The 13,305-nt window shown below is 73.0% G+C and carries 8 protein-coding genes; 3 read left to right on the forward strand and 5 right to left on the reverse strand.

Annotated elements, in window-relative coordinates:
• Positions 1-462: 462 nt before the first annotated feature.
• Both QC283_RS35905 and QC283_RS35910 read right to left on the reverse strand, forming a co-directional pair.
• Positions 463-3,306: a helix-turn-helix transcriptional regulator gene (locus QC283_RS35905; protein WP_279565970.1), complete on the reverse strand. Its 2,844-nt coding sequence runs from the start codon at positions 3,304-3,306 to the stop codon at positions 463-465.
• Between the two features lie 152 nt (positions 3,307-3,458).
• Entirely contained in the window at positions 3,459-4,286 is an 828-nt protein-coding gene (locus tag QC283_RS35910) for a response regulator transcription factor (protein ID WP_383525414.1), read from the reverse strand.
• A 145-nt stretch (positions 4,287-4,431) separates the two neighbouring features.
• On the opposite strand from QC283_RS35910, the gene QC283_RS35915 reads away from it, so the two are divergent.
• Together QC283_RS35915 and QC283_RS35920 are read left to right on the forward strand one after the other, a co-directional pair.
• Positions 4,432-6,105 carry an AMP-binding protein gene (locus QC283_RS35915; RefSeq protein ID WP_279565972.1) on the forward strand — a complete coding sequence of 558 codons (1,674 nt, stop codon included), beginning with the start codon at positions 4,432-4,434 and terminating at the stop codon, positions 6,103-6,105.
• The gene (locus tag QC283_RS35920) at positions 6,102-7,709 is read left to right on the forward strand and encodes an AMP-binding protein (protein ID WP_279565973.1); all 1,608 of its coding nucleotides are present in this window, start codon (positions 6,102-6,104) and stop codon (positions 7,707-7,709) included. The genes QC283_RS35915 and QC283_RS35920 overlap by 4 nt, the downstream gene beginning before the upstream one ends.
• Before the next feature lie 50 nt (positions 7,710-7,759).
• Here the strand turns inward: QC283_RS35920 and QC283_RS35925 are convergent, their stop codons facing one another.
• Positions 7,760-8,446 (reverse strand): hypothetical protein, encoded by a 687-nt coding sequence (locus QC283_RS35925; protein ID WP_279565974.1) that lies wholly within the window; start codon positions 8,444-8,446, stop codon positions 7,760-7,762.
• Positions 8,447-8,593: 147 nt separating this feature from the next.
• Here QC283_RS35925 and gcl point away from each other — a divergent pair, with 147 nt between their 5' ends.
• Positions 8,594-10,378 carry a glyoxylate carboligase gene (gcl, locus tag QC283_RS35930; protein WP_279565975.1) on the forward strand — a complete coding sequence of 595 codons (1,785 nt, stop codon included), beginning with the start codon at positions 8,594-8,596 and terminating at the stop codon, positions 10,376-10,378.
• Positions 10,379-10,455: 77 nt separating this feature from the next.
• Here gcl and QC283_RS35935 read toward each other — a convergent pair whose 3' ends face one another.
• Positions 10,456-11,094: a TIGR04222 domain-containing membrane protein gene (locus tag QC283_RS35935; RefSeq protein ID WP_279565976.1), complete on the reverse strand. Its 639-nt coding sequence runs from the start codon at positions 11,092-11,094 to the stop codon at positions 10,456-10,458.
• 628 nt (positions 11,095-11,722) lie between these two features.
• On the reverse strand, positions 11,723-13,186 hold the full coding sequence (locus QC283_RS35940; protein WP_279565977.1) for a catalase: 1,464 nt from the start codon (positions 13,184-13,186) through the stop codon (positions 11,723-11,725).
• Between the last annotated feature and the right edge of the window lie 119 nt (positions 13,187-13,305).

Genomic DNA, 13,305 nt, shown 5'->3' on the forward strand with positions numbered 1-13,305 from the left:
CGTGGAGGCCCGCAACGCCCCCCGGTCTCGCACCTGAGGGGTACTCAGGAGGTCCAGGGCCCGGCCCGAAGGCTCAGGCCCGAGGTCGTGGGAATCAGGGAACCGCCGGGGCGGGGCCGCGAGGCGGCCCGGACGCGGATCCGGCCGGTCTGAGGCGGGTGAGCCCGAACATGAGTCTCCTCACGGGGTAGCCGGTGGGGGGTCGCACGGGCGTGGGGGGTGGTACGGGGGTCTCGGGACAGACCCCCGTATGCCCGGGCGAGCGGCACGTGCTCACGCTAGAACCGGCGGTGGGAACCGCCCAATGAGGGAAGCCCCTAGGGGACCCGGGCAGGGAAAACCCTCGGTCGGCCCCCGGTAAACCCCGGGGCTCGTACCCGACCGTTCCCAGCCGGTGCGACCGGCCGTCCTGTTCGCCCGGTGGGCTCGGTCGTCCCGCTCACCCGGTGGACCCGCCCCGGCTCACTCGTTTGCGCCGGTCCGCCGGCCCGCCGCCAGTCGGACGATGTCGACCCGGGACCGGATCCCGAGTTTGCGGTAGACCCGGGTCAGGGTCGCCTCGACCGTCTTGACGCTGACGAACAGGCGGGCGGCGATCTCCCGGTTGGTCGCCCCCTCCATGACCAGCGCGGCCACCTGACGCTCCATCGGGGCGAGAGAGGCCAGCCCGTCGGGCACGGCGGCCGGCGCGGGCGGCGGCGGTCCGGCCGCCCGCGTCGCGACGGCCTCCTCCACCTGCCGCAGCCAGGGCAGCGCCCGGCAGCGCCGGAACAGCCGGGCCGCCTCGTCGTACGGAGCCGGTCCCGGCGCCCGCCCCGGCCGGCCGGCGTGCAGCTCCGCCAGCGCGAAGGCCGCCCGCGCCTCCTCCAGGCCGTAGCCCAGCCCGGCGAGCCGCTCCCGCGCCGACGTCAACCGGGTGACGACGGACCGGTGTTCCCCCCGCGCCGCCCGCACCTGTGCCTCGGCCCGGTCCAGCACGGCGAGCACACTCTCCCGCCCGAGCCGCAGCGCGTGCGCGCGCGTGACCTCGATGACGTCCTGTGCCTCGGCCGGCTCCCCGGTGCGCACCAGCGCCTCGGCGAGGTCGCCCTGCCACCGGCCGCGCGCCGGGTCGGTGATGCCCGCGCCCGCCTCCAGCTCCCGTACCCGGCGCAGCGCGCGTACGGCCGCCCGCGCGTCGCCCGCCACCAGGCTCGCGTGGCCGAGCGCCGCCAGTGCCCGCGACAGGTACACGGCGTCGCCGTCCTCCTCGGCCCGCCGCACCGCCTCTTGCGCAAGCCCCAGCGCCCGCTCCACGTCACCGCCGGCGGCCTCGGCCAGCGCGGCCTGCATCGCGCCCGCGCCCTCGCCGATACCCGCGTCCCGGGCCAGCGTCAGGCTCTCCCGGGACAGTTCCAGGGCACGGCCGCAGTGCCCGGAGTGCAGCTCGGTCTCGGAAAGGAAGCGCAGGTAGTGGACCTCGCTCTCGGCCATGCCGCGCCGGCGCGCCTCCCGCAGCAGCGCGGTGGCGGTGGTCCGCGCCTCGGCCAGCCGGTCGCTCATCACCAGCCACCGGAACCTGGACGAGCCGGCCCCGTTGTGATGGCACGCCACCTGCGGGTCCTGCGGCTCCTCCAACGCCCGCCGGATGGTCGCCGGGGCGTCCGGATGCCCCATCAGCGTCTCCGCCTGCGCCTGGAGCGCCATCGCGAGCAACTCGGTGCGCCGGTCCCCGGCCCGCGCCGCCAGCCGGGCCGCGTGCGCGGCCTCCTCGCGGCCCTGCGCGAAGTCGCCCTGCACCACCAGAGAGCGCCAGGCCAGCTGGTAGTGGACCAGGGCCAGCAGTCGTGGATCGTCGCCCGCGTCGGCCAGGGCCTGCGGGAAGACGGCGTCGACCTCGCCGATGGCCTGCCCGGCCGCCTCGATCACCACCATCCAGGCGCGTACCCGCTCGCCGGGCGCGCCGGCCCGGGTCAGCACCTCACGGGCGATGTCCCGGGCGAGGTCCGGCTCACCGGCGGTGATCGCGTCCTCGGCGGCCGTCAGCCGGCGCTCGTCCGGCCCCGGGGCACCGTCCGCCGGGGTGTGCCGGGCCGCGAGCAGCCCCAGCGAGGCGGCCACCGACGGCGCCCCGCGGTCCCGGGCCAGCGCGGCGGCGCCGGCCAGCCGGGCCGCCACCTCCGGGTCGGTGCCGATGGTCGCCAGGGCCAGGTGCCGGGCGCGTTCGATCGGGTCGGAGGCCGCCGTGGACAGCGCGGCGTGCGCGGCCCGCCGCTCCGGCGCCGGCGCCTCGGCGTACAGCGCGGCCGAGATCAGCGGATGCGCGAACCGTACGGCCGGACCCTCCGGATCGGTCGCCAGCAGCCCCAGTGCCGCCGCCTGGGCGGTCTCGGCCTCGGAGTTCTCCCGGCCGGCCGCGCGCAGCAGGGCCGGGGTGGGGCGGGCGCCGGCGCTGGCCACCAGGAGGGTGCGGCGCGCGTCGTCCGACAGCATCTCCAGTCGGGTCAGGACCAGGGCGCGCAGTGAGGTCGGCACCGGCAGCGGCTCGCCCGGCCGGGGCGGGGTGGGGCTCTCGGCGAGAGCCCGGCCCAGCTCCAGCGCGAACAGCGGATTGCCGCCGCTGGTGCGGTGGATGTCACGGACGGTGGAACGGGGCAGGCCCGAGTAGCCGCGTTCGTCCAGCAGCGCCGACACCTGGGCGCGGGTCAGCGGGCCGAGGCGCACGGCGCGGGTGTCCGGCGGGGACGCGCGCAGATGGCGGTCGTACGCCGCGCCCTCCGTCTCCGGGCCCTCGGTCCGCACCGCGCACAGCAGCCGTACCGGAGTGTCGCCCAGGCGGCGGGCGGCGAAGCCCAGAAGCTCGGCGCTGGCCGGATCGAGCCACTGCAGATCGTCGGCGACCACGAGCACGGGCCCCGCCGCGGCGAGCGCGCGCAGCGCGGAGAGCACGGCCAGCCGCAGCGCCAGCCCGTCGCGCTGGAGGGTGGACTCGCCGCGGCCGGTGAGCGCCGACTCCAGCGCGGTGCGCTGGGCGGCGGGCAGCGCGTCCGACACCTCGTCCAGGACCTGGCCCAGGAGATCGGCGAGGGCGAGGAAGGGGAGATGGGATTCGGACTCGGTGGCCGAGCAGCGCAACACGGTGTGCGCCGTGCGGGCGTATTCGGCGGCCAGGGTCCGCAGCACGGTCGACTTTCCAATTCCGGCGGGCCCGTGCAGCAGCACACTGCCGCCCCGGGTGAGCTGCTCGCGCGCCGCGCCGAACGACTCCTCCCGCCCGATGACCAGGTCGAAGCGGCACCCGGCAGACTCCGCGAAGTCCCGTCGCACGGTGACCGCTCCCTCCGTATGTCGTGTCCCGGCCAATGTTAGGCAACGGCCCTTTGAATTACGGGGCGACGACGAGGTGAGGCAAATTACAACCGGCGGTGCCGAATACGAAAAGCCCCGGAAATGCGCCGCGGCGGCGCCCGGTGAGAGGGCTACGGCAGCCACCCCGCCCGGCGTGCCGCGACGACCGCCTCTCCGCGGGTGCGCGCCCCGAGCTTGCGCATGGCCGAGCGCAGGTAGCTCTTGACGGTTTCCGGCCGTACGCCGAGCCGCTCCGCCGTCGCCGCGTTCGTCGCCCCCGCGGCGACCCAGGCCAGCACGTCCACCTCACGGGGAGCGGGCGGGACCTCTGGCGCGGGTGTGCCGTCCGCGGTCAGCAGCCCGCACGCGCGCAGCAACTCCTCCCGCAACGCGGGGTCCGGGATCCTGGGCGCCAGCGCCCGCAGCGCCGCGTGCGCCTCCCGTACCTGTTCCCGGACGGCGAAGCCCCCCGGGTCGCGCCCCGGATCACCCTCCGGCCGCGGCCGGGCCGCCGCCAGCAGTTCGCCCGCCTCGTCCCGCAGCACGAGCGCCTGCTCCACGTCCCGCGCCGCCTCCACCGCCGCGCTCAGCGTGCGGTCGCCCAGCGGCTGGGCCGTGCGCAGGGCGCCGTACAGCACGCCGCGCACCCGGCGCCGTACGACCAGCGGCACCGCCAGCACCGAGCGCAGGCCCTCGGCGGCGACCGGGAGGTCGTACTCGTGGCTGATCCGCCGGGAGACGGAGTAGTCCGTCACGGCGCACGGCCGCGACAACTCCACCGCCTTGCCGCCCAGGCCGTTGCCCGAGGTCACCGCGAGAGAGCTCAGCGCCGCCGTGGCGGTGCCGCTGAGTTCGCTGATGCGCACCCGCCGCCGGCCGGTCTCCAGCAGCCCGCCGAAGGCGACCGGCAGCCCGGTCGTGCGCCGCAGCCGCGTCAGCGCGCCGCGGATCTCCACCATGTCGGCCGCGTCCACCGCCACCCGTTCCGCCCTCCTCCGCGCCCGTCCCGGGGCGCACACCCCTGATCGGGGGTAGTGAGACTCACATCACGGATTAGACGATGGCACAGAGCCGCCCGGCAAGGTCCGGCACAGAGGAGGACAGATGACGACGGCCACGGAGCTGTTCCGCGACGCACGGGACTTCCTGCTGGAACACCGCGAGGACTACACCGCCGCCCACGAGGGGTTCCGGTGGCCCCGGCCCCAGTACTTCAACTGGGCACTGGACTGGTTCGACGCCGTCGCCGAGGGCAACACGCGCACGGCGCTGCACATCGTGGAGGAGGACGGCACCGAGGTCCGGGTCTCCTTCGCCGATATGTCCGCCCGCTCCGACCGGGTCGCGAACCGGCTGCGCGAGTGGGGCGTCGGCCCGGGGGACCGCATCCTCGTCATGCTCGGCAACCAGGCCGAACTGTGGGAGACGGCGCTCGCCGCGATGAAACTGCGCGCCGTCGTCATCCCCGCCACCCCGCTGCTCGGCCCCGCCGACCTGCGCGACCGCGTGGACCGGGGGCGGGTCGGGCACGTGATCGTCCGGGCCGAGGACACCGGCAAGTTCGCCGACGTACCCGGCGACTACACCCGCGTCGCGGTCGGCGGCACGACGGAGCCCGGCTGGCGGACGTACGAGGACGCGTACACGGCCTCCGACGCCTTCACCCCGGACGGCCCCACCGCCGCCGACGATCCGCTGATGCTGTACTTCACCTCGGGCACCACCGCCCGCCCCAAACTGGTCGAGCACACCCACGTCTCCTACCCCGTCGGGCACCTGGCGACCATGTACTGGATCGGCCTGAAGCCCGGCGACGTCCACCTGAACATCTCCTCGCCCGGCTGGGCCAAGCACGCCTGGTCGAACCTGTTCGCGCCGTGGAACGCCGAGGCGACCGTCTTTCTGTACAACTACACCCGGTTCGACGCGGCCCGCCTGATGGCCGAGATGGACCGGGCCCGGGTGACCACCTTCTGCGCCCCGCCGACCGTGTGGCGCATGCTCATCCAGGCCGACCTGACGCAGCTCGCCACTCCGCCGCGCGAGATCACCGCCGCCGGTGAGCCGCTGAACCCCGAGGTGATCGAGCAGGTCCGCCGCGTCTGGGGCGTGACCATCCGGGACGGCTTCGGCCAGACCGAGACCGCCGTCCAGGTCTCCAACAGCCCCGGCCAGGTCCTCAAGACCGGCTCCATGGGCCGCCCCAGCCCCGGCTACCGCGTCGAACTCCTCGACCCGGTCACCGGCGCCCCCGGCGCCACCGAGGGCGAGATCGCCCTGGACCTGTCCGAGCGCCCCGTCGGCCTCATGACCGGCTACCACGGTGACCCCGACCGCACCGCCGAGGCGATGGCCGACGGCTACTACCGCACCGGCGACATCGGCGCCCGCGACGCCGACGGCTACCTGACGTACGTCGGCCGCAGCGACGACGTCTTCAAGGCATCCGACTACAAGATCTCCCCGTTCGAGCTGGAGAGCGCGCTGCTGGAGCACGAGGCGGTCGCGGAGGCGGCGGTCGTGCCGGCCCCGGACGAGCTGCGTCTCGCGGTGCCGAAGGCGTACGTCGTCCTGGCGGCCGGCTGGGAGCCGGGCCCGGACACCGCGAAGACGCTGTTCGAGCACTCACGGAAGGTCCTCGCCCCCTACAAGCGCGTCCGCCGCCTGGAGTTCGGCGACCTGCCCAAGACCGTCTCCGGCAAGATCCGCCGCATCGAACTGCGCGAGGCGACGGCGGCCGGCTCCCAGGACGAGTACCGCGAGGAGGACTTCCGGTGACCACGCTCTCCTACGCCCACGGCACCAGCACCACCCCCCTTCTCGGCGACACCATCGGCGCCAACCTCGACCGCGCGATCGCCGCCCACCCGGACCGCGAGGCCCTGGTCGACGTACCGTCCGGACGGCGCTGGACCTACGCCCGGTTCGGCACGGACGTCGACGAGGTGGCGCGCGGACTGCTGGCGAAGGGCGTCACCAAGGGCGACCGGGTCGGCATCTGGGCGGTCAACTGCCCCGAGTGGGTCCTCGTCCAGTACGCCACCGCCCGTATCGGCGCCATCATGGTCAACGTCAACCCGGCCTACCGGGCACACGAGTTGGAGTACGTCCTCCGGCAGTCCGGGATCACCGTGCTCGTCGCCTCCCTCGCCCACAAGGGCAGCGACTACCGGGCGATCGTGGAGCAGGTCCGCGCCAGGTGCCCGGAACTGCGCGAGAGCGTCTACATCGGCGACCCGTCCTGGGACGCGCTGACGGCGGGCGCCGCCTCGATGCCGCCGGAGCGACTGACCGCGGCGGCCGCCGAGCTGAGCTGCGACGACCCGGTCAACATCCAGTACACCTCCGGCACGACCGGCTTCCCCAAGGGCGCCACCCTCTCCCACCACAACATCCTCAACAACGGCTACTGGGTGGGCCGTACGGTCGGCTACACGGAGCAGGACCGAGTGTGTCTTCCTGTCCCGTTCTATCACTGTTTCGGCATGGTCATGGGAAACCTGGCCATCACCTCCCACGCCGCCTGCATCGTCCTCCCCGGCCCGTCCTTCGAGCCGGCGGCCACGCTGGAGGCGGTGCGGCGGGAGCGGTGCACGTCCCTGTACGGCGTCCCGACCATGTTCATCGCGGAGCTGAACCACCCGGACTTCGCCTCGTACGACCTCACCTCCCTGCGCACCGGCATCATGGCGGGCTCGCCCTGTCCGGTGGAGGTGATGAAGCGGGTGGTCGCCGAGATGCACATGGAGGAGGTCTCCATCTGCTACGGCATGACGGAGACCTCCCCGGTCTCCCTCCAGACCCGGATGGACGACGACCTCGAACACCGCACCGGCACCGTCGGCCGGGTCCTGCCCCACATCGAGGTCAAGGTCGTCGACCCGGTGACCGGCGTGACCCTGCCCCGGGGGGACGCCGGTGAGCTGCGCACCCGGGGGTACAGCGTGATGCTCGGCTACTGGGAGGAGCCCGAGAAGACCGCCGAGGCGATCGACCCGGGCCGCTGGATGCACACCGGGGACCTCGCGGTGATGCGCGACGACGGCTACGTGGAGGTCGTCGGCCGCATCAAGGACATGATCATCAGGGGCGGCGAGAACATCTACCCGCGCGAGGTCGAGGAGTTCCTCTACGCCCACCCGAAGATCGCGGACGTCCAGGTCGTCGGCGTACCGCACGAGCGCTACGGCGAGGAGGTCCTCGCCTGCGTCATCCCGCGCGACGCGGCCGACCCGCTCACCCTGGAAGAGCTGCACGCCTACTGCGACGGGCGGTTGGCCCACTACAAGGTGCCCAGCCGCCTCCAGGTCCTCGACTCCTTCCCGATGACCGTCTCGGGGAAGGTGCGCAAGATCGAGTTGCGGGAGCGGTACGGAGCGTAGGTCGTACGGAGCGTAGACCGTACGGCAAGCAGAGTGTACGGAGCGGGAGTTCAGCCGGCCGTGGCGTCCAGCGTCACGGCCGGCGCGTTGACCGGGCGCGGAACACCCGTCGGATCGAGGACGAAGAGCGGGACGCCCAGCAGGTCGGCGCGGGCGTGCGCCTCCTCGGTGTACCCGGCGAGGGAGAAGTAGAGGCAGTCCGCGGATTCCGCCATGGCCGTCAGCCACAGGCACTCCACGTCCCGCGCCGAGGCCGGGCCCACCGTCGGATCCACCTGGACGACGATGCCGGGCGCGGCCAGCCCGATGCCGGACATGGGCCGCTGCTCGGCGCGGCGCACGTCCCGGTGGCCCAGCCCGCGCAGATACAGGACGGCGGCGGTGACCGCGTCGCGGGCGGTGCGGATCGGGACGGCCCGGTGGGCCGGGACCCGCGACCCCGGGGTGCGCCCGGACCGGCCCGCGGCCGCGCGGTCCACCGGCACGCACAGCACCGTCCCGCACGAGCAGCCCAGCTCCGGCCGCGGCCACCGGCCCTCGGTCCCGCAGGCCGCGCAACGCACGCCGATCCACTCCTCGTCCCACGCCCGGTGGGTGACCGCGGTCGCGGTACCGCGCGGATCGAGCTCGGGGGCGACGGGCGCCCCGCACGCGCAGGGGTACGACGGTGCCGTGTAGCGGTGCTGGCACCCGCAGGAGGTGCAGCACACCGAGATGGTCTCGGACATGGCCCCCATCGTCCTCTCTTGACGGTGCCCAGCTACCCACTTACATTACTTCCAGATCGTAGAAAAAGAATTCCACTATACGGAAGTTGCTACGGAAGAGCTCACCGCGGGGCGCGACGGGAGTGCGAATCCGACAGCCGACAGCAGGAGTACTCGATGGCTCGTATGACCGCTGCCCGAGCGGCAGTTGAGATTCTCAAGCGCGAGGGCGTCACGGACGCGTTCGGTGTGCCGGGCGCGGCGATCAACCCCTTCTACGCGGCGCTCAAGGCCTCCGGCGGCGTCCAGCACACCCTCGCCCGCCACGTCGAGGGCGCCTCGCACATGGCCGAGGGCTACACGCGGACCCACGCCGGCAACATCGGCGTCTGCATCGGCACTTCGGGGCCGGCCGGCACCGACATGATCACCGGCCTCTACTCGGCGATCGGCGACTCGATCCCGATCCTGTGCATCACCGGTCAGGCACCGACCGCGGTGATCCACAAGGAGGACTTCCAGGCCGTCGACATCGCCTCGATCGCCAAGCCGGTCACCAAGATGGCCGTCACCGTCCTGGAGGCCGCCCAGGTCCCCGGCGTCTTCCAGCAGGCGTTCCACCTCATGCGTTCCGGGCGGCCGGGACCGGTGCTGATCGACCTGCCGATCGACGTCCAGCTGACGGAGATCGAGTTCGACCCGGACACCTACGAGCCGCTCCCGGTCTACAAGCCGGCCGCGAGCCGCGCCCAGATCGAGAAGGCGATCGGCATGCTGTGCGCCGCCGAGCGCCCGCTGATCGTGGCCGGCGGCGGTGTCATCAACGCCGACGCCGCCGACCTCCTGGTCGAGTTCGCCGAGCTGACCGGCACCCCGGTCGTGCCGACCCTGATGGGCTGGGGCCTGCTGCCCGACGACCACGAGCTGAACGCCGGCATGGTCGGCCTCCAGACCTCGCACCGCTACGGCAACGCGACCTTCCTGGAGTCCGACTTCGTCCTCGGCATCGGCAACCGCTGGGCCAACCGCCACACCGGCAAGCTCGACGTCTACACCGCCGGACGGAAGTTCGTCCACGTCGACGTCGAGCCGACCCAGATCGGCAAGATCTTCGCCCCGGACTACGGCATCGCCTCCGACGCGAAGGCCGCCCTGGAGCTGTTCGTCGAGGTCGCGGGGGAGCTGAAGGCGGCCGGGAAGCTGCCCGACCGCTCCGCGTGGGCCGCCGCCGCGCAGGAGAAGAAGGCCACCCTCCAGCGACGTACGCACTTCGACGACATCCCGATCAAGCCGCAGCGCGTCTACGAGGAGATGAACAAGGCCTTCGGACCCGAGACCCGGTACGTCTCCACGATCGGTCTCTCCCAGATCGCCGGCGCCCAGATGCTGCACGTCTACCGCCCGCGGCACTGGATCAACTGCGGCCAGGCCGGCCCGCTCGGCTGGACGGTCCCGGCCGCCCTCGGCGTCGCCAAGGCCGACCCCGGCACCCAGGTCGTGGCGCTCTCCGGCGACTACGACTTCCAGTTCATGCTCGAGGAACTGGCCGTCGGCGCGCAGCACAAGATCCCGTACGTCCACGTCCTGGTCAACAACTCCTACCTGGGCCTCATCCGGCAGGCGCAGCGGGCGTTCGAGATCGACTTCCAGGTCAATCTGGAGTTCGAGAACATCAACTCGCCCGAGCTGGGCGTCTACGGCGTCGACCACGTCAAGGTCGCCGAGGGCCTGGGCTGCAAGGCGATCCGTGTGACCGACCCCGGTGAGCTGGGCGCGGCCCTGGAGCAGGCCAAGAAGCTCGCCGCCGAGCACCAGGTGCCGGTGGTGGTCGAGGCGATCCTGGAGCGCGTCACCAACATCTCCATGTCGGGCACCAACGACATCGGCAACGTCGTGGAGTTCGAGGAGCTGGCGACCGAGCCGGGGCACGCCCCGACCGCGATCCGGACGCTGAAGGTCTGACCCGTACGCGGTACCCCGAGAGCGGCCCGTTCCTGACGGACGGGCCGCTCTTCCGCGTGCCCTGCCGCCGTCACCGCTCAGTCGCCGCCGCCGCCGCCTCCTCCTCCTCCTCCTCCTCCTCCTCCTCCTCCGCAGTAGTACGCCATGCCGCCCCCCGAGCCGCTTCCGCGCTCGGGCGGCGAGTGCTTGAGGAGGCGCTTGTCCGTCACCTCCACCCGCTCGACGAGTCCGGCCCGCAGCGCGAAGCGGGGCAGCAGGACGCGCAGGGCGGCCACGTCGTGCAGGGCGACGGCGAGCAGCCTGTCGTCGGCCGTCATGCCGCGCCGGCTCGTGGGCAGCGGGTGCGACTCCCGCAGGGCCCGCACCCGGCGACGGGCGGCACGGGTGGGACCGAGCAGCGGATAGCGCAGCAACCCGGCCTCCGCCAGGGGGATCCGCATCAGCGCCAGCTCGAGGCGGACGTCCGGGTGCCGGGTCAGCCGCCGTACCGCGAGGGGCTCGTGGAGACACTCCCGCACCACCTCCGCCAGGGGCGGGAGAGGGACCGCGGCCGCCCCCGGCTCCGACGCCAGGGCCCGTACGGTGCCCGGCGGGCCGGCGTCGAGGGCGCCCCGCAGATACAGGTCCACCACGGCGACCGTCACGGCGGCACGGGGACCGCCGCGCAGCAGCGCGACCTCGTGCGGTGCGAGCCGGACCGTCCTGTCGTCGTCCATGCGACCACCCCCGAGACCACCCCGTATTGCCCGGGTTGTGCCCGCTGCCGAGGGCGCCTACGCGCTTTCAGCCGTCGTGGTGCTCATGGTGCTCATGGTGCCTATTGCTCATGGTGCTCGTGCAGTCCCGGCCAGTCGTCCGGCCCGCCGCCCTGCCACTCGACCAGTTCGGGTGGGTGTGCCGTTGCCATGTCTCCCGGCTGCTGCGCGGGCGCGCGTTCCGCACCCCGGCACCCGGGCGAACGCCGGAGAGCGCCGGATGCGGGACCGTCCGCATCCGGCGCTCTCCGGCCGGTGAAGGATCTTGACGTGGTGTCCGTCCGACAGCGCGAGTCTGGGCGCGACAGGTCGTTCGCGCCGCCGGACGGAGTTCAGGGGCCCCTTGCGTGCAGGGGCGGGTCGTGGCTGGGACCGCGGCGGTGCGACGGGACCGGAACGCTTCTCCCCTCAGGTCGTAGGAGAAGCTTCCGTGCCCTTCACCACCGCACTGGCTCGCAGGCCGCCGCGGTCCTCGCCCTGCCCGCGCCGGCCCCGGGCGGCCACCCCTCATCGGGGCCGCTCCGGTGCCTTCGCGGGCCGCGCACACGGTCCCGGCCTCCCCGCCGGGGCCCGTGCGCGAGCTGGTGGATCAGTCCTCGCGCAGGGCGCGGACCGCCTCCTCCACGCGCTTGCCGTACTCGGGGTCGGCGGCGTGGAAGTGCGCGAGGTTCTTCTCGACCACGTCATTGCGGGAGACCTGGGACAGGCCGCCGGCGATGTTCGCGACCAGACGCGCGCGCTCGTCCTCGGTCATCAGCCGGAACAGCTCACCGGCCTGGAAGAAGGGGTCGTCCTTGGTGTGCTGCGGCGCCTCGTGGGTGCCGGTGTGGCCGGACACCGCGAGCGGGGCGGCCAGCGGGCGGCCGGTCTCGACCGGGCCGTCGTAGGAGTTCGGCTCGTAGTTCCTGGCGCCGCGGCCCTGGGCGTTGGACGCCATCAGACCGTCGCGGCCGTAGTTGGCCGCGCCGCCGGGCACCGCCTTCGGCGCGTTCACCGCGAGCTGGGTGTGGTTGACGCCCAGGCGGTAGCGGTGCGCGTCCGCGTAGGCGAACAGGCGGCCCTGGAGCATCTTGTCGGGGGAGGGGCCGATGCCCGGAACGAAGTTGTTCGGGGAGAACGCGGCCTGCTCGACCTCGGCGAAGACGTTGTCCGGGTTGCGGTCCAGCACCAGCCGGCCCACGCGGCGCAGCGGGTAGTCGGCGTGCGGCCACACCTTGGTCACGTCGAACGGGTTGAAGCGGTAGTTCGCCGCCTCGGCCACCGGCATCAGCTGCACGTGCAGCGTCCAGGACGGGTACACGCCCCGCTCGATCGCCTGCACCAGGTCCGTCTGGTGCGAGGTCGGGTCCTGGCCCGCCAACTCCGCCGCCTGGTCGGCGGTCAGGGTGCGGATGCCCTGGTCCGTCTTGAAGTGGTACTTGACGAAGAAGGACTCGCCCTTGCCGTTCGTCCACTGGTAGGTGTGCGAGCCGAAGCCGTCCATGTGGCGGTACGACGCCGGGATGCCGCGGTCGCCCATCAGCCAGGTCACCTGGTGCGTGGCCTCGGGGGAGTGCGCCCAGAAGTCCCAGACGTTGTCCGGCTCCTGGCGGCCCGAGAACGGGTCGCGCTTCTGCGAGTGGATGAAGTCGGGGAACTTGATCGGGTCCTTGATGAAGAACACCGGGGTGTTGTTGCCGACGAGGTCGTAGTTGCCCTCTTCGGTGTAGAACTTCAGCGCGAAGCCGCGCGGGTCGCGGACCGCGTCCGCGCCGCCCAGCGAGTCGGCCACGGTGGAGAAGCGCAGGAAGACCTCGGTGCGCTTGCCGACCGTGTTCAGGAAGTCGGCGTGCGTGACGTCGGTGACGTCGTCGGTCACCTCGAAGTGGCCGTAGGCACCGGAGCCGCGGGCGTGCACCACGCGCTCCGGGATGCGCTCGCGGTTGAAGCGGGCGAGCTTCTCCAGGAGGTGCTGGTCCTGGATGAGGAGGGGGCCGCCGATGCCGGCGGAGGCGGAGTTCTGGTTGTCGGCGACCGGGGCGCCGGACTCTGTCGTGAGCACGCGCTGCGACATCGGGGACCTTCCGTGCGAGGGGTCAGCGGAAACTTGTTTCCGCTTCGTGGAGCCTAGGTTTGGGGCGGAGGCACGTCAACAGTTTGTTGAAGTGGGTTCCGGGCGACGCCGCCGCTCGG

Source organism: Streptomyces sp. DH41, from assembly GCF_029813785.1.
In the GTDB taxonomy this organism is placed as follows: domain Bacteria; phylum Actinomycetota; class Actinomycetes; order Streptomycetales; family Streptomycetaceae; genus Streptomyces.

Bases quoted from the DNA above. Each gene is read 5' to 3' on its own strand.
- QC283_RS35910 (WP_383525414.1), bottom strand. From the start codon at position 4,286: ATGGTGGAGATCCGCGGCGCGCTGACGCGGCTGCGGCGCACGACCGGG.
- QC283_RS35935 (WP_279565976.1), bottom strand. From the start codon at position 11,094: ATGGACGACGACAGGACGGTCCGGCTCGCACCGCACGAGGTCGCGCTG.
- QC283_RS35925 (WP_279565974.1), bottom strand. From the start codon at position 8,446: ATGGGGGCCATGTCCGAGACCATCTCGGTGTGCTGCACCTCCTGCGGG.
- QC283_RS35940 (WP_279565977.1), bottom strand. From the start codon at position 13,186: ATGTCGCAGCGCGTGCTCACGACAGAGTCCGGCGCCCCGGTCGCCGAC.
- gcl (WP_279565975.1), top strand. From the start codon at position 8,594: ATGGCTCGTATGACCGCTGCCCGAGCGGCAGTTGAGATTCTCAAGCGC.
- QC283_RS35915 (WP_279565972.1), top strand. From the start codon at position 4,432: ATGACGACGGCCACGGAGCTGTTCCGCGACGCACGGGACTTCCTGCTG.